Genomic DNA, 19991 nt, shown 5'->3' on the forward strand with positions numbered 1-19991 from the left:
CCCTGATATCCGCACACCATATGGGATCCCACGACCAGCACACGGCGCCCGCCGTACGCCAGACCCCCTGGATGACCGAAGACCTGGGGATGTTCCAGGAAACCGTGCGCCGCTTCATCGAGCGCGAACTGGCGCCCAACGAGGCCCGCTGGGCCGACCAGGGCTATATCGACCGCGAGGTCTGGCGCCGCGCCGGCCAGATCGGGCTGCTGTGCGCCAGCATCCCCGAGGAATACGGCGGCGGTGGCGGCACCTTTGCCCACGAGGCCGTCATCACCCAGGAAATGTCGCGCGCCGTCTGCACCAGCCTTGGCAATAATGTGCACAGCGGCATCGTGGCACATTACCTGCTCAACTACGGCACGGAAGCGCAGAAGAAGAAATGGCTGCCGCAAATGGCCAGCGGCGAAATGGTGGCGGCCATTGCCATGTCGGAACCTGGCGCCGGTTCTGACCTCAAAGCGATACGCACCCGCGCGGTGCGCGAACAGACCGAAAACGGGGACTGCTATCGCATAAACGGTGCAAAGACCTTTATCACAAACGGGTATCACGCCGACCTGGTCTGCGTGGTGGCCAAGACCGATCCGGAAGCCGGTTCGCGCGGCGTGTCGCTGGTCATGGTCGAGACGCGCGACCTGCCGGGCTTCCGTCGTGGGCGCATTCTCGAGAAGATCGGGCAGAAAGGGCAGGACACCGCCGAGCTCTTCTTCGACGACGTGCTGGTGCCGTGCGCCAACCTGCTGGGCACGCAGGAAGGGCAGGGTTTCTACCAGCTTATGCAGCAACTGCCGCAAGAGCGCATGATCATTGCGCTCGGTGCCGTGGCGACCATGCAGCGCGCCATCGAGCTGACCACCGAATACGTGCGCCAGCGCAAGGTGTTCGGCCAGCCGCTGGCCGATCTGCAGAACACACGCTTCAAGCTGGCGGAGTGCAAGACGGTCGCCACCATTGCCGCGACCTTTGTCGACGATTGCATGCTGCGCCTGATGGACGGCAAGCTCGACGCTGCCACGGCCGCCATGGCCAAGTGGTGGTGCACGCAGCAGAACTGCCAGGTCATCGACGAGTGCCTGCAGTTGCACGGCGGCTACGGCTACATGCTTGAATACCCGATCGCGCGTATGTATGCGAACGCACGCGTGAGCAAGATCTTCGGCGGCTCCAACGAGATCATGAAGGAGCTGGTCGCGCGCACGCTTTGATGCGTCCGCTATCAGCAATGTCCGCGTGCTAGTGCGTGCAAACGCGTAAGAAAATGCGGAAAAACGAAAGCCGGCACCAGTGCCGGCCTTCGTGCGTATGGTTACAAAACCGGATGTGCACGGATGGCGGGAAAGGTGTAAGGTGTTTCACAAGCATGGTCAATGGCCCGTCGCGTGCGGGGGCAAGGCCCGAGCGGAAATCCAGCCAAAAGCTGAAGCGAAACATGCAGCAAATGCAGCAACGAAACAGCCGTTGCATCGATGCAAGATTCGTCAACTCGGACTCCACCATCGCCGTTATTTGACTATGATGAAGTAAAGACTTCGCAACATGACAGGTCGCCAGGCCGGGGTGGTGTGCCGCGAACGTTGCGCGAAGCCTTAGGGGTAGCACGCCTCGGACGTGAACTCTGACGGGAGTGAGGTATGGACATTTTTGGCCATTACGCTACGCGCTTCGAAGCTCGCAAGGAAGAGGAATACAGCATCCAGGAGTACCTGGAGATCTGCAAGAAGGATCCGACTGCCTACGCGACTGCTGCTGAGCGCATGCTTGCCGCCATCGGCCAGCCTGAGTTGGTGGATACCCACCACGACCCCAGGCTGTCCCGCCTGTTCTTCAACAAGGTCATCCGCATCTATCCGGCCTTCCGCGACTTCTACGGCATGGAGGACACGATCGAACAGATCGTCTCGTTCTTCAAGCACGCGGCGCAGGGCCTGGAAGAGCGCAAGCAGATCCTCTACCTGCTCGGGCCCCCGGGCGGTGGCAAGTCCTCGCTCGCTGAAAAGCTCAAGGCGCTGATGGAGGAGATCCCCATCTACGCGCTCAAGGGTTCGCCGATCCATGAATCGCCGCTGGGGCTGTTCGCGCCAGAGGAAGACGGCAAGATCCTGGAAGAGGACTACGGCATTCCGCTCCGGTATCTGAACACTATTGCCTCGCCCTGGGCGGTCAAGCGCCTGCACGAGTTCAACGGCGATATCACCAGGTTCCGGGTGGTCAAGCTGCGCCCTTCGGTGCTGTCGCAGATTGCGATCTCGAAGACCGAGCCTGGCGACGAAAACAACCAGGATATTTCCTCGCTGGTCGGCAAGGTCGACATCCGCAAGCTGGAAGATTTTCCGCAGGACGATCCGGACGCCTACTCGTATTCCGGCGGGCTCTGCCTGGCCAACCGCGGCCTGCTTGAGTTCGTTGAAATGTTCAAGGCGCCGATCAAGGTCCTGCACCCGCTGCTGACGGCAACGCAGGAAGGCAACTACAAGGGCACCGAGGGCTTCGGCGCGATCCCGTTCGATGGCATCGTCCTGGCGCACTCGAACGAGGCGGAGTGGACGACCTTCAAGGCGGACAAGAACAACGAGGCTTTCCTGGACCGGATCTATATCGTCAAGGTGCCGTACGTGCTGCGAGTGTCCGACGAGGTGAAGATCTACGACAAGCTGCTGCGCAGCAGTTCGCTGTCGGCCGCGCCGTGCGCGCCCAACACGCTGAAGATGATGGCGCAGTTCGCGGTGCTCACCCGCATCAAGGAGCCCGAGAACTCCAATGTCTTCTCTAAGATGCGCGTCTATGACGGCGAGAGCCTGAAGGACGTGGATCCGAAAGCGAAGTCGTACCAGGAGTACCGCGACTACGCCGGCATCGACGAAGGCATGAACGGGCTGTCGACGCGCTTTGCGTTCAAGGTCCTGTCCAAGGTCTTCAACTTCGACAACACCGAAGTGGCGGCCAACCCGGTGCACCTGCTGTATGTGCTCGAACAGCAGATCGAGCGCGAGCAGTTCCCGCCGGAGCAGGAATCCAAGCTGCTGTCTTACATCAAGGAGTACCTGACCACGCCGTTCGTGGAGTTCATCGGCAAGGAGATCCAGACTGCCTATCTGGAGTCGTATTCGGAGTATGGGCAGAACATCTTCGACCGCTATGTGGTGTTCGCCGACCTGTGGATCCAGGACCAGGAGTACCGTGATCCCAACACCGGCGAGATCCTCGACCGCAACGCGCTGAACGACGAGCTTGAGAAGGTGGAGAAGCCCGCGGGTATCTCGAACCCGAAGGACTTCCGCAACGAGATCGTCAACTTCGTGCTGCGGGCACGGGCCAACAACAGTGGCAAGAATCCGGTCTGGACCAGCTATGAAAAGCTGCGGATGGTGATCGAGAAGCGCATGTTCTCCACTACGGAGGACCTGCTGCCGGTGATCTCGTTCAACGCCAAGTCTTCGCGCGAAGACCAGGACAAGCACGAGAACTTCGTCAACCGCATGGTCGAGAAGGGGTACACGCCCAAGCAAGTGAGACTTCTGGTGGAGTGGTATCTGCGCGTAAGAAAGTCATCGTAACGGCGCCGCGGAACAGGTCTCTCAACGAGGGCAACTTATGGCTACGGTCATCGATCGGCGCGAGAACGGCGGCAACAAGAGTGCCGTCAACCAGCAACGTTTCATCAAGCGCTACCGCGAGCAGATACGGCAGGCGGTGGCAAAGGCGGTGTCCGGCCGGAAGATCATGGACATCGAGCAGAGCGGCCAGGTGTCCATTCCGGTCAAGGACATCTCCGAACCGATCTTCCACCACGGCCCGGGCGGGCGGCGCGAGTGGATTCACCCTGGCAACAAGAAGTTCGTCAAGGGTGATTCCTTCGACCGCCAGCAGCAGGGCGGTGGCGGGACCGGTTCGCGGGCCAGCGACAGCGGCGAAGGCGAAGACGATTTCGTCTTCACGCTGTCGCGCGAGGATTTCCTGAACTTCTTCTTCGAGGACATGGCGCTGCCGGACCTGGCCAAGCGCCACCTCGCCAAGATCGCCGAGGTGCGCAAGGTGCGCGCCGGCTTTTCCATCGACGGCACGCCTGCCAACCTGTCGGTCCTGCGCACCATGCGCAGTTCGCTGGGGCGGCGCATCGCCTTGTCCAGCCCTTACCAGAAGCGCCTGCGCGAATTGGAGCTGGAATACAGCGAGGCGCTGGAAAAGGACGGCCCCTATGCCGAAGGCACGCTCGAGGTGATGGAGAAGATGCGGCACCTGCGTGCCTGCATCGACCGCGTGCCCTTTATCGAGAAGCTCGACCTGCGCTACAACAACCGCGTGCTGAAGAAGCGCCCGCAGGCCCAGGCGGTGATGTTCTGCCTGATGGACGTGTCCGGCTCGATGGACGAGAGCCGCAAGGACCTGGCCAAGCGCTTCTTCATGCTGCTGTACCTGTTCCTGAAGCGCAACTACGAGCGCATCGACGTCGTGTTCATTCGCCATCACACGGTGGCGAAGGAAGTCGATGAGGAAGACTTCTTCCACTCGCGCGAGTCCGGTGGTACCGTGGTGTCCAGTGCGCTGAAGCTGATGGTGGAAGTGATCCACGACCGCTATCCGCCAAGCCAGTGGAACATCTACTGCGCGCAGGCGTCAGACGGGGATAACTGGGCTGGTGATTCCGAGTTGTGCGGACGCCTGCTGCGCGACTCGATCCTGCCACTGGTGCAGTACTATGCATATGTTGAAGTCGCATCGGAAGAGCCGCAGAACCTCTGGGAAGAGTATCTGACGGTCAAGGGACAGTTCGACCACTTTGCGATGCAGCGCATCATCGGCGCGGACGAGATCTACCCGGTGCTGCACGACCTGTTCCAGAAGCGCGCAGCATAGGGTGGCGCCGGTCCTGGCCTTCCTTGCGGCGGGCCACAGTGAAGGCAAATGGCGAGGCAACGCGGACCACGCGGCGCGGCGATGCCGTGCGCGCGGGAGGGGTCTGGCGCCTTGCCCGGGCAACAAGGGGCGAAGATGGCTTATCTCTCCACGGGTTCGGAATGGACCTTCGAGCTGATCAAACGGTATGACCGCGAGATCGCCCGCATCGCCGGCGAATTCGGGCTGGATACCTATCCCAACCAGATTGAGATCATCACCGCCGAGCAGATGCTCGACGCCTACGCGTCGGCAGGGCTGCCGGTCGGCTACAGCCACTGGTCCTACGGCAAGCACTTCCTGGCGTCCGAGCGCAGCTACCAGCGCGGCCACATGGGGCTGGCCTACGAGATCGTCATCAACTCCAATCCCTGCATCGCCTACCTGATGGAGGAGAACACCATGCCGATGCAGGCGCTGACGATCGCGCACGCCTGCTACGGCCACAACGCCTTCTTCAAGGGCAACTACCTGTTCCGCACCTGGACCAACGCGGACGCCATCGTGGACTACCTGCTGTTTGCCAAGAACTACGTGGCCGAGTGCGAGCAGCGTTACGGCGAACGCGAGGTGGAACTGCTGCTGGACTCTTGCCACGCCTTGCAGAACTACGGCGTGGACCGCTACAAGCGCCCCAAGAAGCTGTCCATCACCGAAGAGAAGGCGCGCCAGGCCGATCGCGAGAACTACCTGCAGATGCAGGTCAACGACCTGTGGCGCACCCTGCCCAAGAGCCGGCCGCATGCGCTGGCGTCGGACGACGACGCGTCCGAGGGGGAAATCATCTTCCCGCCGGAGCCGCAGGAGAACTTGCTGTACTTCATCGAGAAGAACGCGCCCAAGCTGGCATCGTGGCAGCGCGAGATCGTGCGCATCGTGCGCAAGATCGCGCAGTACTTCTATCCGCAGCGCCAGACCAAGGTCATGAACGAAGGCTGGGCCACGTTCTGGCACTACACCATCATCAACCAGCTGTACGAGGAAAAGCTGGTCAACGATGCGTTCATGATGGAGCTGCTGCAGGCGCATACCAACGTGATTTACCAGCCGCCGTACAACAGCCCCTACTACAGCGGCATGAACCCCTACACGGTTGGTTTCCTGATGTTCCAGGACCTGCGCCGCATGTGCGAAAACCCGACCGAAGAAGACTACCGCTGGGCTCCGGAATTCGCCGGCAGCGACTGGCGCAAGACGCTGGACTTTGCCATGCGCAACTTCAAGGACGAGAGCTTCCTGCTGCAGTTCCTGTCGCCGCGCGTGATCCGCGAGCTGAAGCTGTTCTCGGTGCTGGACGATGACCGCGAAGGCAAGCTGCGCGTCACCGCGATCCACAACGATGAAGGCTACCGCGCGATCCGCCAGCTGATGGCGGCGCAATATGACCTCTCCAGCATGGAGCCCAATATCCAGGTCACCAATGTCGACGTCGGCGGCGACCGCTCGCTGACGCTGCGGCACCTGCAGAACGACCGCCGGCCGCTGGCGCACAACTTCGACGAAGTGATCCGGCACGTGACCCGGCTGTGGGGCTTCACCGTTCGGCTCGAGGTGGCCTACGAGGACGGCCGCACCGAGCTGAAGTACGAGTGCAAGCCGGAACGGCGCCACCGCCGCCCACACGGCGGCGGCCTCAGCCTGGCCGCCTGATCCCGCAATTGCCGGGGTTAAGCCCCGCCGCTCAGGCGGCGGGCGCGGGCTCGCACCATTCGCGCACCAGCTCCACCGCGTTGCGGCCGGCGCTGGCGCACACCGCCTCGCCCAGCACCCGGCTCCACCAGCGCTCCGACCCGTCCGCCATGCGCCACGCATGCAGCCGGCGCGTATAGAGCTGCAGGTCGTATTCCTCCGTGATCCCGATGGCGCCGTGCACGGCGTGGGCGATGGCGGCCACCGGCGTGACCGCGTCGCTGGCGCGCAGCTTGCCGATGGCCGCGCGCAGCCGGTCGGGCGTGCCGGTGCCGCTGTCGCAGGCAAGCTGCGCCGCCACGCGTGCCGCGGCAACGTGCTCGGCCATCTCGCTGACCTGGTGCTGGATCGCCTGGAACTTGCCGATGGCGCGCCCGAACTGCTGGCGGTCGTTGGCGTACTGCAGCGTGAGGTCGAGCACGTGCGACAGCGCGCCGGCCAGTTGCGCCGTGTGCAGGCAGGCGCCCAGCGTGCGCAGGGTGCCGGCGGGCAGTGCAAAGTCCGCTGGCGCCGAGGCGTCAGGGCGCGGCACGCGCAGCGTCAGGTCGTGATGGGCGCCGGTCGCTTCGGCGCGGGCGTCGGCCGCCGCCAGCAGCAGGCAACGTTCGCCATCCTGCAGCAGGAACCACTGCGCATGGCGGGCGTCGGCCACCAGCGCAGCGCCGGCGCCGTCTTCAAAGCCGGCGAGTGCGACCGGGCCGGCGGGCAGGGCGATGCCATGCGCCTGCAGCAGCGCGCGCGCAAAGATGGTCTGCGCCAGCGGCAGCGGCAAGGCGTGGCGGCCGGTGACAAAGAGCACCGGCGCCAGCTCGCGCAGCGGCAGCGCGGCGCCGCCGGCGGATTCGGGCAGCAGGCAATCGGCAAAGCCGCTTTCCAGCAGCGCTTGCCACAGCGGCTGCGGGTCGGCCTGCTGTTCCAGCGCGCGCACGGTGGCGGGCGGGCAGCAGTCGCGCAGCAGCGCGTCGAGGGCGTCGGAGTAGTCGTTATGCATGGGTATCTCGTTCAGGATGGCGGTCGACGGAGGCGGATTCAGCGCAGGCCGAGTCCGCGCGCGATCATGCCGCGCAGGATTTCGCGGGTGCCGCCGCGCAACGAGTACGACGGCGCGATCTGCGTGACATAGGCCAGGGTGCGGTACAGCGCCCCATCGGCCGCCAGCGCGGGTTCATCGCCGAGCGCGGCTTCCACCAGTGCCGGAATCGACTGCTCGAAGGTTGTGCCCAGGTCCTTCACCAGCGCGGCCTCCACCACCGGGCTTTCACCGGCGGCGAGCCGCGACGTGACGGCCAGCGACATGGCGCGCAGCACCGCCAGGTGGCCGGCGAGCCGGCCCGCGGTCACCGTGTCGCGCCGTGCCGGCGGCAGCCGACGCATGGCGTCGAGCCAGGTGTCGAGCAGCACCACGCTGGAATAGAGGCGCTCGGGGCCGCTGCGCTCGAACGCCAGCTCCGCGTTGACCTGCTCCCAGCCGCTGCCTTCCTGGCCGACCAGCGTGTCCGGGGCCAGCGCCACGTCGTCGAAGGTGACTTCGGAGAAGTGCGCATCGCCCGCCAGGTCGTGGATCGGCCGCACCGTGACGCCCGGTGCGTGCAGGTCGACGATGAACTGCGACAGCCCGGTCTGCCGGTCCTGCGGCGTGCCCGAGGTGCGCACCAGCGCGATCATGAGGTGGCAGCGGTCGGCATTGGTCGTCCAGATCTTGCGGCCGTTCAGGCGCCAGCTGCCGTCCGCCTGGCGCACCGCTCGCGTGGCCACGCTGGCCAAGTCCGAGCCGGAGTTGGGCTCGCTCATGCCAATGCAGAAGAAGGCCTCGCCGCGGCTGATCGCCGGCAGGTAGCGCGCCTTCTGCGCGTCGTTGCCGTAGCGCAGGATCAGCGGGCCGCTCTGGCGGTCGGCGATCCAGTGCGCCGACACCGGCGCGCCGCAGGCCAGCAGTTCTTCCACCAGCACGAAACGCGAAAACGGGTCCAGGCCCGCGCCGCCGAACTGCGCCGGCAGCGTGATGCCGACCCAGCCGCGCGCGGCCAGTGCCCGGCTGAAGGCGGCATCGAACCCCATCCACGAGCGCGCGCGCGTTTCCGGCGGCAGCGCGGGCAGGTGTGCATCGAGAAAGGCCCGCACCTTGCCGCGGAACGCCACGGCGTGCGGCGGCAGGGAGGTCAGGCTGAAGGTGGAAAGCAATGCGGTCACGGTGAAATCCTGTGTCTGGTATTGGCTGGTGGCAGTGGTCTCAGTCCAGCGTCGCGCCTGAATCCTTCACGACCTTCTGCCAGCGCGTCATTTCCGCGCTGAGGTAGGCGGCGTAGGCCTCCGGGGTCGACCCGCGCGGCTCCGCACCCTGCGCGGCCAGGCTTGCGCGCGTCTCGGGGTGGGCCAGCGCCTTGGTGGCGGCGGCATTGAGCTTGCGCACGATCTCGGCCGGTGTCCTGGCCGGCACCATCATGCCCTGCCAGGCGCCGACCTCGAAGCCCGGCTGCACGGTTTCGGCAAGGGTCGGCACGTCCGGCAACTGGGCGCTGCGCGTGGTGCTGGTGACTGCCAGCGCGCGCATGCGCTTGTCGCGGATGAAGGGCAGCGATGAATTGATGGTGTCGGCCATGAACTGCACCTGTCCGCTGGCCAGGTCGGTCAGCGCCGGTGCGCTGCCCTTGTAGGGCGCGTGCACCGCCGACAGACCGTTGGCCTGCAGGAACATGAAGGCCGCCAGGTGCGTCACGTTGCCGTTGCCGGCCGAGCCATAGGTGAGCTTGTCGGGGTTGGCCTTCAGGTACTGGATGAACTCTTTCACGTTCTGTACCGGCAGCTGCGCGTTGACCTCCAGCACCAGCGGCACCATCGCCGTCAGCGCCACCGGCGCGAAATCGCGTTTCACGTCGTAGCTGAGCTTGTGGTAGAGCGCCGGGCTCAGCGCGATCGACGAGGTGTTGTACAGCACCGTATAGCCGTCGGGCGGCGCCTTGGCGACAATCTCCGCGCCGATATTGCCGTTGGCGCCGGGCCGGTTGTCGACCAGCACCTGCTGGCCGAGCGCCTCGCTCATGCGCCGTGCGATCACGCGCGACACCAGGTCGGTCGGGCCGCCCGGCGGGAACGGCACCACCATGCGGATCGGGTGCGACGGATAGGCGGCATCGGCGGCCGCCGCCGGCTGCGCCAGCACCGCCGGCAATACGATGGCTGCCGCGGCAGCCAGTGTCGTGATGAAAGTCTTTGCCTTCATGTGCTTGTCTCCTCCGTCCATGCAGCCACGCGGCGGGTGCCGCCGTGGGTTCAGCGTCCCGCCAGCAACCGGCGCGCGGTGTAGGTCATGACCTGCTCACCGCGCTGGTTGAATACCTCGATGCGCGAATCCACCACGGCGCGTCCGCTGCGCGAGGTCGGGCGGATGCCGGTCACGGTCACGGTGGCGTGGATGGTGTCGCCCACCATCACGGGCGCGTGGATCTGTTGTGTCAGTTCCAGCATGGCCAGCCCGGTGCCCTGGATCATGGTCTGCAGGATAAAGCCCTCGATAAGCGTGTAGGTCAGCGCCGCCGGTACCGGCCGGCCCTGGATGGCGCCACCGTCATAGCCGGCTTCGATGAAGATGGCCTCGACCATGCCGGTGACGGAGATGAAATTGACCAGGTCGGTCTCGGTCACGGTGCGGGCGAAGGTGCGGAAGGCCTGGCCTTCCTGCAGGTCTTGCCAGTAGAAGCCCTGGCCGAGGCGGGGCAGTTCTGCATGCGTCATGGTGTCTCCTTGGCGGGTGCGCAGCGTGCGGCACCGCTTTGTTGCAATTGCGCGATCGCTTCTGCGGATAGTCCCGCCTGCGCCAGCACGCTCCCGGTGTGCTCGCCCAGCCGCGGCGGGATGCCCAGCGGCGCGCGCTGGCTGTCGAAGCGCACCGGCGCGCCGGGAAAACGCAACGTGCCCATGGCCGGGTCTTCGACGGTTTCGAAGAAGCCGGTGGCGACCAGGTGCGGATCGGCCGGCAGATCGTCGAGTTCATTAATGCGCGCCACCGGGATCTGCAGGCGTTCGCACAGCTCCACCCAGTGCGCAGTGGTCTGTCCCAGCACGATTTCGCCGGTGAGCTCGTACAGCGTCTCGATATGCCGCGTGCGTGCCGCGATATCGGCAAAGCGCGCATCGGCGGCCAGCCCGGGGCGATCGGCGGCGTGAAAGAAGTCGCGCCAATGCACATCGGTGTACGGCATCATGCAGACATAGCCGTCGGCGCTGCGGTACGGGCGGCGCAGCGGCGCCAGCACGCGGGGGTAGCCGCTGGGGCCGCGCGGCGGCTCGAAATGGCGGCCGTAGAAGTGCTCGACCAGGTTGAAGGCGACCATGGATTCGAACATCGGCACCTCGACCAGCGTGCCGTGGCCGGTGCTGCCGTCGGCATTGCGCCTGGCGCGCCCGGCCAGCGCCGCGCAGACCGACAGCGCTGCCACCAGCCCGCTGGTCTTGTCCGCGGCGATGGTGGGGAAGTAGCGGCTGTCGCCGGTTTGCGCCGCCATCAGCGCGGCATTGCCGGACAGGCCCTGGATGATGTCGTCGTACGCTGGCCGGCCGCCATAGGGGCCATCCTCGGCAAAGCCGAGCAGGCTGACAAAGACCAGCTCCGGGTGGCGCGCCCGCACGTCGTCAGGCGCCAGCCCCAGCGCGGCCAGCTTCTGCGGGCGCATGCTGTGCATCAGCACGTCGGCGCCGGCCAGCACGCGGTCCAGAGCGGCCTGCGCAGCCGGCTGCTTCAGGTCCAGGACCACGCTGCGCTTGCTGCGGTTCACGCCCAGGAAAATGGCCGCCATGCCGGGCTCGGCGGCGGGGCCGGTGCGGCGCGTGGAATCGCCCTCGGGCGGCTCGACCTTGATCACCTCTGCGCCAAGGTCGGCCAGCCACTGGCTGGCATACGGCCCCATCACCACCGTGGACAGGTCGACCACGCGGATGCCTGCAAGCGGCAGCATGTTGTCTCCGATCTTGTTGACTGTGGGGCACAGGGTAGATCAGCAGGCGAGGCCTGGTCTAATATTAGTTTTTTAGAAATCGATATTCAGAGGATATTAACGAGCCATGGACTTCCGCCAGCTGCAGCAGTTTGTCGCCCTGGCTGAGACGGGCAACTTCCACCGCGCCGCCGAACGCCTGCACATGGCGCAGCCGCCGCTTTCCATTTCCATCCGCAAGCTCGAGGACCAGCTTGGGACGGCGCTGTTCGTGCGCACTTCGCGCGGGGTGCGGCTGACACAGGCGGGCGAGGCCGCGCTGCACGATGCGCGCCGTGCGCTGTTTCATGCACAACAGGCACGTGCCGCGGCAATCGCTGCAGGGCAGGGCGAGCGCGGCGCGCTGCGCATCGGCTTTATCGGGTCGGCGACGTATGCGCTGCTGCCCAAGCTGATCCCGGCGTTCCGCGCGGCGCATCCCGGCATCGAGCTGATCCTGCATGAATCCACCACCGCCGCGATTCTGGACCGCCTGGAAAAGCACCAGATCGACGCCGGCCTGGTGCGCTTCCCGATCCTGAACACCGGCAACTATTCGCTGACGCCGCTGGAAAACGACGTCTTTGTCGCGGCGGTGCCGGCTGACAGCCCGCTGGCAAGCGCAGACGCCATCCCGCTGCGCGCGCTCGCGGACGAGCCTTTCATCATGTATCCGGCGATGCAGGTGCCCAATCTGCACGCGGTGGCCATGCTGCTGTGCCAGCAGGCGGGCTTTGTGCCGCGCGTCACGCAGGAGGCGGTGCAGGTGCAGACCCAGGTCAGCCTGGTCGAGAGTGGGCTTGGCGTGGCCCTGGTGCCGAGCGTGGCGGCACGCTACGCCAACCGGCGCGTGCGCTTCCTGCCATTGTCCAGCCCGCGTCCGGCCGGGCGCATCGGCATTGCGCTGGCGGCGCGGCCCGACGACGGCGACCGCCAGGTGCAGCGCTTCCTGGCGGCGGCGCAGGCGGCGGTGAACTGATGGGAAGGCGGGTGGTGCAGCGTCTCAGGCGGCGCGCGTGCGCGGCGTGCGCGGCCGCGCGGGCGGGGTCACGCCGGCGCGCTCCAGGTTCACGCCCGGCAGCAGGTGCAGCAGCCGCACCAATTCCGACTGGCGATGCGTGCCGGTCTTGCGCAGCGTGTCGCGGATATGCACGCGCACGGTGTGGGGCGAGAGAAATTCGCGCTCGGCAATTTCGTTGAGGGTTTCGCCGGCAGCCAGGCGGATCGCGATAATGCTTTCCTTGCGCGACAGCCCGAACAGCGAGGTCAGCACGCCGGCATCCAGCACCGAGCGCGATTCCGAGTTGCCGAACAGCATCATCGCGGCCGGCAATTGCCACGGGCCTTCCACCGGCTGGCGCGACACCAGCGGCGTGACGATGATCGGCACCGGCTGTCCGCCCGAGGTGATGTGCATCCACGAGCCGGAGGCCGCCTCAGTGCCGCGGGCACGCATGGCACCGTCGAGCAGCTTGCGCAGCACCGCCTGCAGCGTGTCGCTGTGGGCGCGCAGCACGCCGCCCTGCAGCGACAGGTGGCCGTCGGCCTGCACCAGCGCCTCGGCCCAGCTGTTGGCGTAGCGCACGCGCAGGTCCGCCTGCAGCACCATCACGCCGAAATCCAACGTATCCAGCCCGGCCAGGCCCAGACTGGCCAGCCCGCTCAGCTCGAAGTTGCGCTGCTGCATCCGTGCCGCGCGCACCCAGTGCGGCATCACGTGGGCCAGGCGCCGCTCGCGCTGGCCTGTGCTGATGCTGCCCGCGCTGGTGCCGCTCATCAGCACGCAAACCTCGGCGTTCTCAATCAGGCGGATGCCTTGTTCCAGTCCGCTGCAGGCCAGCGCAGCCGTGGCTGCGTCCGCCATGCCGCCATCGTACGACGCCGCCAGCGCGGACGTGCCGTCGCAGGCCAGCGCGGGGGCGTCATTGGGGGGGCAGCAAGCGCCCGGATGGGGCAGGTCGAGCGGACCGGGCAGCCAGTCGGGCATGCTGACGCCGCTGGTGAAGCAGCCGTGCGGGGTCACGCCAAGGCGGGCATGGCCGGCAAGCTTGTCCCAGATCAGGTAACGCGGGCTGCCTGTGCAGGTGTAACGGGAAAAGAGGTCGAGGGCGGCGGGCATGACGGCAACGTCCAGCGCGGACTCGTAGATTGAGTCGACCAGACGATGGAAGTCCTCGTCCGTAGTCGGGTGTTCGCCCATGTTCAGATCCCCCCGGTGGCAAACGCCTATTGCTCTGCGCCACGGCAAGTGGCTACATCTTTTTGTGTTATCGGTTCCGTTCTGGCGTTCTGTACTGCGCCGATACGGATGCTGCTGGCGGCGCGCATTGTCCCGTCATGTCCGCCGTACCGCAATCATGCCAAACAATGTTGTTTGTCTTATCCCCCGTATCGGGGGGGGGAAACCCGGATTGCGCGGCGTAACTCCCCGCCAGGCCGGGCAGGGGCGTGATCATGTCGCGGCGCGATGGTAATACCCGAGAAGAAAAGAAATTTCCAGCGCTGAAATAGTGAGCGACGTTCCACATGCGCCACGAATCTGTTGGCGCTTGCGCCACAGGTTCGACCCAGCAAGGCCACAGCATTTGTTTGAGTGACAGCATTGGTGTAATAATGCAGTCATTGACTGCATCCATGGAGGCGATCATGCCGATCCTGACCGTTAGAAATGTGCCCGACGACGTGCACCGTGCGCTGCGGGTCCGTGCCGCCCAGAACGGACGCAGCACTGAAGCTGAGGTGCGTGAGATCCTGGCCAGCGCGGTGATGCCGCAGAAGCGCGTGCGCCTGGGCGATGCGCTGGCGATGCTTGGCCGCGAGATCGGCTTGTCGAATGCGGACGTTGAAGCGATCGAGCAGGGCAAGGACAAGGCAGCGGCCGAGCCGGTGAGGTTTGAATGATCGTCCTGGATACGAATGTCATTTCCGAGGCCATGAAGCCGGAACCGGCTGACTCCGTGCGCTGCTGGCTCAACGACCAGGCCGCCGAGACCTTGTACCTGTCCAGTGTGACGCTGGCCGAACTGCTGTTCGGCATCGGCGCGCTGCCCGCGGGCAGGCGCCGCGCCATGCTGGCCGCTGCGCTGGACGGCCTGGTGACGCTGTTCGAAGGGCGCATCTTGCCGTTCGACACGAATGCGGCCCGGCACTATGCGGAACTCGCCACTGCCGCCAGAAGCCGTGGCCGCGGCCTTCCCACGCCGGATGGCCACATCGCCGCGATTGCCGCGGCCAACGGCATGATAGTCGCGACGCGGGATGTGTCGCCCTTTGAAGCGGCCGGGCTGCAGGTGCTCAACCCGTGGCTGGCGCCGCCTCCGTCGTGAAGAGGAACGCCCGCGCCAACCGCATTGCTACTGTCCCTGAATCGTCGGATCAGCCGCCCGCTGGGTCGCTTTTTCGTTGGCGCTTTCCGGATCCAGTAGTTGCGCTGCGCCGCCACCCACCTGAATCGTCAGGCTCGGCGATGCCATGCGGATGCCGCTGGCGTCGAAATTGCGCTTGAGCCGCACATTGAAGGCGCGCGTGATCTCGGCCTGCATCAGCGGCCGGGTCTTGAACTGTGCCATCACCACCGGCCCGTTGGGGTCGAAACGGTCCAGCCCCAGGATGTCCAGCCCAGACATCAGGTTGCGCGCGTAGCGATGGTCGCGCGCCAGTTCGGCGCCGGTGGTGCGGATCAGCTCCAGCGCCTGGTCCAGGTCGCTCTGGTAGGTGATGCCGATGTTGAACACCGCGTAGGCATAGCCGCGCGACAGGTTCTTGACTGCCTTGATCTGGCTGTACGGCAGCGTGTGCAGCGCGCCGCGGCCGTCGCGCAGCCTGACCGTGCGGATGGTCATGGCTTCGACCACGCCGGCGTGGTCCGGCAGTTCGATCGAGTCGCCGATGGCGATGGAGTCCTCGACCACGATGAACAGCCCCGTGATCAGATCCTGCACCAGGCTTTGCGCGCCGAAGCCGATGGCCAGGCCGACCACGCCCGCGCCGGCCAGCAGCGGCGTCACATTGACGCCCAGGTTGGCCAGCACCGCGATCACCGTGATCACCAGCAGGCCGATGAGCGAGGCGTTGCGCACCAGCGGCAGGATGGTCTTGACCCGCAGGCTGGGCTGCGCGCCGCGCCCGTGCGCCGGCGACAGTGATTGCATGATGGCGGTGTCGATCAGCAGCCAGACCAGCCAGGCCAGCAGCACGGTGCTGGTGACGCTGAAGACCGTCTCGGTGAGATGGCGGCCCGCGGCGGACGACTCGGCCAGGCGCACCAGCGACGTGCCCCAGATGCGCATCACCATCTCAATGAAGACCGCCCAGATCAGCACGCGCACCAGTGCCAGCGCAAAGCGCCCGAAGCGCTGCAGGTAGGCCGAGCGGCGGCGGTCGCGGATGCGCGGCGGCCGCGCGGTGGCCTTGGGCGAGTGCCCCGCCACCATCGTCAGCAGCAGCCCGGCGAGGAACAGTGCCACCGATGCCACCGTGCGGCGCAGGAACACATCCGCATGGCCGGTGGCCAGGATGGTGCCGACCACCGATGCCACTACCACCGCCAGCACCGGCAGGTGCCAGGCCTGCCCGGCCAGCCGCAGCAGGTCGGTCGCGGCCGGGTGGGCCTGGCGGAAGGCCAGCGGCCGCTGGCTGATCAGCTGGCCGATCTGCCGGCGGAAACACAGCGCGAACGCGCCGATGCCCAGGGCTGCGGCGATATTGGCCACGGTGGCCACCAGCGCGCACAGGTTGGTGCCGAGCACGGCGATCACGCGGCTGTCGGTGGCGCCGTCGCCCAGCGCCGCCAGCGCCCCCGTGCAGATCAGCAGCCACGGTGAGCGCGCCAGCAGCTGCCGCACCGCCAGCTGCCGGTGCGCGCTGCGGAACAGCGTGAAGATGACCTGGCACACCGCTGCCGCGATCGCTCCCGCCACGATTGCATACGCTACCAGCACGGCGGCGACGCTGGCCGGCGATTGGGCAAATACGCGTTGGGCCAGCAGCGAGGTCAGCCCGAATGCCACCACCCAGGGCCCGATATGGCGCAGCATGAAGACGCCGACGTCGACCCACGATGGCAGTTCGGGCAGCTTGCCGCGCTCGGCGCGCGTGGGTTTGCGCGCGCGCCGGCGCCGGATGCGGTGGCCGATCTCCCACAAGACCCCGCCGCTCACTGCCCAGGCTGCCAGCACCAGCGCGAATTCACGCAGCGAGGCCAGCGTCGTGCGGGCGCCGTTGTGGGTGAGCGCGGCGTGCCATTCCTCGCCCGCGAAGCGCGTGCGCCAGCGCCAGAACTGCCACGGGCCGCGATCCTTGCGCAGATGGGTATCGACTTCGTCCAGCACTTCAGCGACGGCACCGATCAGGCCGGGCGCGGAGGCACCGGCCGGGGCTGCCGCGGCGGAGGCGGGCGCGGCCCCGGAGTCACCCAGCCCCTGGCGCATGGTTTGCAGCTGGCCCACCAGGGCGCGCCGCTCGCCGTCGTTCTGCAGCGTGGCGATCACCTGGTCCAGCGACTGCGCCAGCGGCACGCTGGCGGCGGGTGCGCTGGCCGGCGCCGCGGGCTTATCCGCCTTGCCCAGCAGTGCGGCGAGGGAGCCGGCCGGGGCGGCGTGCGCCGGAATGGCGCACAGCAGCGTCAACAGCGCGGCCAGCACGGCGAACGCACGCAGCACCGGCCGCAGTGCGGCATGCCAGCGGGGCGCAGGGGTGGGGGCGTGGTGTTCGGGTTTGTGCATGGTTCGTAGTCGGTTGCCGGTGCCGGGCGGCGCCGGAATGGCCGTCGATCGCGTCACTGTAGCGCATTGGTCGCGCCGGGTGCCGGAGCGCGCCGCAGGCACGCGCCATCCTCATTCGTCGCTTCGGACGATGCGTTGCAACGGCCGATCCACGAATCTCGACCCCACTCCGGTACAGGCGATTTTTGCGCCTGCCGGCTTCATCAAACCGCGGGGCCGCGCTGGATCCGGCCGGGCCAGGAACAAGAGACAAGGGAAGACGATATGGAACTCAATGCATCGGTATCGGCAGTGGTGACGGGTGGCGCTTCGGGCCTGGGCGCGGCGACGGCACGTGCGCTGGCAGCGCAGGGCGTGCGCGTGGCATTGTTCGACCTCAACGTGGAGAAGGGCGAAGCGCTGGCGCGTGAACTGGGCGGCGTGTTCTGCCAGGTCAACGTCACCTCGGAGGCCGAGGTCGAGGCCGGCTTTGCCAAGGCGCGCGCCGCCATCGGCCAGGAACGCATCCTGGTCAACTGCGCCGGCACCGGCAACGCCATCAAGACCGCCTCGCGTTCCAAGGAAGCGCCGGACCAGATCAAGCATTTCCCGACCGATGCCTTCGAGCGCATCATCCAGATCAACCTGATCGGCACCTTCCGCTGCATCGCACGCTCGGCCGCGGGCATGCTGACGCTGGACAGCGCCGGCGGCGAGCGCGGCGTGATCGTCAATACCGCGTCGGTGGCGGCGCAGGACGGCCAGATGGGCCAGGCCGCGTACTCGGCATCGAAGGCCGGCGTGGTCGGCATGACGCTGCCGATCGCGCGAGACCTGGCGGGTGAAGGCATCCGCGTCAACACCATCTTGCCGGGCATCTTCAATACGCCGCTGCTGCAGGGTGCGGCAGAGAACGTCAAGGCCGCGCTGGCCGCTTCGGTGCCGTTCCCCAAGCGCTTGGGGCAGCCGGAAGAGTTTGCCTCGCTGGCCGTCGAGATGTGCCGCAACGGCTATTTCAACGGCGAGTCGGTGCGCCTGGACGGCGCCATCCGCATGGCGCCGCGCTGAGCGTAGCGCCAGCACATCGTCGTGTCCGGGCCCGCGCACCGCTGGTCCGGACACTATCAGAATCAGGAGGCGCGGATGGACTTCAGCTATCTGACGACACTGCCCCACGCGGTACGCCACTTCGCGCGCCTGCGGCCCGAGGCGGTGGCGTATGCGTTCGAAGGCCGGCAGACCACCTATGCCGGGTTCGAGTGGAACACCAATCGCGTGGCACAGGCCCTGCTGGCTGAAGGCGCCGGGGTCGGCGAGCGCATCGGCTATATCGGCAAGAACAGCGACCACTATTTCGAGCTGCTGCTTGGCGCGTCCAAGATCGGCGCGGTGATGACGCCGGCCAGCTGGCGCCTGGCGCCGCCCGAGGTGGAGTTCATCCTCGGCCATTGCGATGCCGTGGTGCTCTTCGTCGGGGCGGAATCGGCGGCAATGGTCCGGAACCTGCTGCCCGCGCTGCCGATGGTGCGCAAGGTGGTGGTGATGGAGCCGTGCGCCGAGCAAAGCGACTGGCAGTGCTACACCGGCTGGCGCGACGCGCAGCCGGATACGCCGCCCGCGCACCAGCCCGCCGCGCATGACGTGCTGCTGCAGCTGTACACATCCGGCACCACCGGCCGGCCCAAGGGCGCGATGCTCACGCACCGCAACCTGACCATCGGCACCGAAGTCAGCGAGCGCGAGAACGTGCGCTGGTCGCACTGGGTCGCCGACGATGTTTCGCTGGTGGCGATGCCGGTGGCGCATATCGGCGGCTCCGGCTGGGGCCTGCGCAACCTGCTGTCCGGTGCCAAGGGCGTGGTCGCGCGCGAGTTCGATCCGCGCGCGGTGCTCGACTTTATCGAGAAGGAACGTATCAGCAAGCTGTTCCTGGTGCCGGCCGCGATGCAGATCGTGCTGCGCGACCCGCGCGCGCGCCAGGTGGACTACTCGCGCCTGAAGTACCTGCTGTACGGCGCCGCGCCGATTCCGGCGGCGCTGCTGCGCGAGGGCATCGAGGTGTTCGGCTGCGGCTTCGTGCAGCAGTACGGCATGACCGAGACCACCGGCACCATCGTGGCGCTGCCGCCCGAGGACCACACCACCGAGGAAGTGCCGCGCATGCGTGCCGCGGGCAAGCCGCTGCCTGGCGTGGAGATCAAGGTGGTCGACTATGAAGGCCGCCAGCTCGCGCCCGGCGAGGTCGGCGAACTCGTGGTGCGCTCGCAGCACAACATGGCCGGCTACTGGAAGCAGCCCGAAGAGACCGCGCGCACCATCGACGCCGAAGGCTGGCTGCGCACCGGCGACGCGGGCTACATGGATGCCGACGGCTACCTGTACATCCATGACCGCGTCAAGGACATGATCATCAGCGGCGGCGAGAACGTCTATCCGGCCGAGGTTGAAAGCGCGATCTACGGCCACCCGCAAGTGGCGGACGTGGCGGTGATCGGCGTGCCCGACGAGAAGTGGGGCGAGGCGGTCAAGGCCATCGTCGTGCTCAAGCCCGGGCAGGCGCCGGACCAGGCCGGCATCATCGCGTGGACGCGCCAGCGGCTGGCGGGCTTCAAGGTGCCCAAGAGCATCGAGTTTGTCGAAGCGCTGCCGCGCAACCCATCGGGCAAACTGCTGCGGCGCAAGCTGCGCGAGCCGTTCTGGGAAGGGATGAACCGGCGGGTGAACTGACGCTGGC

At 66.6% G+C, this 19991-nt stretch carries 17 protein-coding genes; 9 read left to right on the top strand and 8 right to left on the bottom strand.

The features are described 5' to 3' along the window. Positions 1-20: 20 nt before the first annotated feature. The 4 genes from KB879_RS20975 (at position 21) to KB879_RS20990 (ending at position 6546) form a co-directional block, all read left to right on the top strand. Entirely contained in the window at positions 21-1208 is a 1188-nt protein-coding gene (locus KB879_RS20975) for an acyl-CoA dehydrogenase family protein (protein WP_041228807.1), read from the top strand. A 426-nt stretch (positions 1209-1634) separates the two neighbouring features. Next, the gene (locus KB879_RS20980; RefSeq protein ID WP_013952342.1) at positions 1635-3557 is read left to right on the top strand and encodes a PrkA family serine protein kinase; all 1923 of its coding nucleotides are present in this window, start codon (positions 1635-1637) and stop codon (positions 3555-3557) included. A gap of 37 nt (positions 3558-3594) precedes the next feature. Further along, positions 3595-4857, top strand: coding sequence for a YeaH/YhbH family protein (locus tag KB879_RS20985; protein WP_013952343.1), 1263 nt, complete (start codon positions 3595-3597; stop codon positions 4855-4857). A gap of 135 nt (positions 4858-4992) precedes the next feature. Continuing rightward, the gene (locus KB879_RS20990) at positions 4993-6546 is read left to right on the top strand and encodes a SpoVR family protein (RefSeq protein WP_013952344.1); all 1554 of its coding nucleotides are present in this window, start codon (positions 4993-4995) and stop codon (positions 6544-6546) included. Positions 6547-6577: 31 nt separating this feature from the next. Here KB879_RS20990 and KB879_RS20995 read toward each other — a convergent pair whose 3' ends face one another. From KB879_RS20995 to KB879_RS21015, 5 genes are read right to left on the bottom strand one after another with little or no spacing between them, the layout of a single operon-like run. Beyond that, positions 6578-7576, bottom strand: a complete 999-nt coding sequence (locus KB879_RS20995) for an acyl-CoA dehydrogenase family protein (RefSeq protein ID WP_211979714.1) — start codon at positions 7574-7576, stop codon at positions 6578-6580. Between the two features lie 38 nt (positions 7577-7614). Continuing rightward, on the bottom strand, positions 7615-8775 hold the full coding sequence (locus KB879_RS21000) for an acyl-CoA dehydrogenase family protein (RefSeq protein WP_013952346.1): 1161 nt from the start codon (positions 8773-8775) through the stop codon (positions 7615-7617). Positions 8776-8815: 40 nt separating this feature from the next. Continuing rightward, the gene (locus KB879_RS21005) at positions 8816-9805 is read right to left on the bottom strand and encodes a tripartite tricarboxylate transporter substrate binding protein (RefSeq protein WP_153955478.1); all 990 of its coding nucleotides are present in this window, start codon (positions 9803-9805) and stop codon (positions 8816-8818) included. 50 nt (positions 9806-9855) lie between these two features. Further along, the gene (locus KB879_RS21010; RefSeq protein WP_013952348.1) at positions 9856-10317 is read right to left on the bottom strand and encodes a MaoC family dehydratase N-terminal domain-containing protein; all 462 of its coding nucleotides are present in this window, start codon (positions 10315-10317) and stop codon (positions 9856-9858) included. Then, positions 10314-11537: a CaiB/BaiF CoA-transferase family protein gene (locus KB879_RS21015; protein ID WP_013952349.1), complete on the bottom strand. Its 1224-nt coding sequence runs from the start codon at positions 11535-11537 to the stop codon at positions 10314-10316. Before KB879_RS21015 ends, KB879_RS21010 begins: the two co-directional genes overlap by 4 nt. A gap of 106 nt (positions 11538-11643) precedes the next feature. Between KB879_RS21015 and KB879_RS21020 the strand changes: the two genes are divergently transcribed. Next, on the top strand, positions 11644-12534 hold the full coding sequence (locus KB879_RS21020) for a LysR family transcriptional regulator (protein ID WP_153955479.1): 891 nt from the start codon (positions 11644-11646) through the stop codon (positions 12532-12534). A 24-nt stretch (positions 12535-12558) separates the two neighbouring features. On the opposite strand, the gene KB879_RS21025 is transcribed toward KB879_RS21020, so the two are convergent. Together KB879_RS21025 and KB879_RS21030 are read right to left on the bottom strand one after the other, a co-directional pair. Next, complete coding sequence (locus tag KB879_RS21025; protein ID WP_153955480.1) at positions 12559-13755, bottom strand: helix-turn-helix transcriptional regulator; 1197 nt, start codon at positions 13753-13755, stop codon at positions 12559-12561. A gap of 67 nt (positions 13756-13822) precedes the next feature. Then, positions 13823-14203 (bottom strand): hypothetical protein, encoded by a 381-nt coding sequence (locus tag KB879_RS21030; protein WP_211979715.1) that lies wholly within the window; start codon positions 14201-14203, stop codon positions 13823-13825. Between KB879_RS21030 and KB879_RS21035 the strand changes: the two genes are divergently transcribed. Together KB879_RS21035 and KB879_RS21040 are read left to right on the top strand one after the other, a co-directional pair. Beyond that, positions 14202-14456 (top strand): plasmid stabilization protein, encoded by a 255-nt coding sequence (locus tag KB879_RS21035; RefSeq protein WP_041228808.1) that lies wholly within the window; start codon positions 14202-14204, stop codon positions 14454-14456. The two genes, KB879_RS21030 and KB879_RS21035, sit on opposite strands and share 2 nt — an antisense overlap. Continuing rightward, positions 14453-14881: a type II toxin-antitoxin system VapC family toxin gene (locus tag KB879_RS21040; RefSeq protein WP_211979716.1), complete on the top strand. Its 429-nt coding sequence runs from the start codon at positions 14453-14455 to the stop codon at positions 14879-14881. The genes KB879_RS21035 and KB879_RS21040 overlap by 4 nt, the downstream gene beginning before the upstream one ends. Positions 14882-14908: 27 nt before the next feature. Here KB879_RS21040 and KB879_RS21045 read toward each other — a convergent pair whose 3' ends face one another. Beyond that, entirely contained in the window at positions 14909-17278 is a 2370-nt protein-coding gene (locus KB879_RS21045; RefSeq protein WP_211979717.1) for a mechanosensitive ion channel family protein, read from the bottom strand. 264 nt (positions 17279-17542) lie between these two features. Between KB879_RS21045 and KB879_RS21050 the strand changes: the two genes are divergently transcribed. Together KB879_RS21050 and KB879_RS21055 are read left to right on the top strand one after the other, a co-directional pair. Further along, positions 17543-18325 carry an SDR family NAD(P)-dependent oxidoreductase gene (locus KB879_RS21050; RefSeq protein WP_013952356.1) on the top strand — a complete coding sequence of 261 codons (783 nt, stop codon included), beginning with the start codon at positions 17543-17545 and terminating at the stop codon, positions 18323-18325. A 75-nt stretch (positions 18326-18400) separates the two neighbouring features. Further along, positions 18401-19984: a fatty acid--CoA ligase gene (locus KB879_RS21055; RefSeq protein ID WP_211979718.1), complete on the top strand. Its 1584-nt coding sequence runs from the start codon at positions 18401-18403 to the stop codon at positions 19982-19984. The last annotated feature ends 7 nt before the right edge of the window (positions 19985-19991 follow it).

The organism is Cupriavidus sp. KK10 (assembly GCF_018223725.1).
GTDB classification, from domain to species: Bacteria; Pseudomonadota; Gammaproteobacteria; order Burkholderiales; family Burkholderiaceae; genus Cupriavidus; species Cupriavidus necator.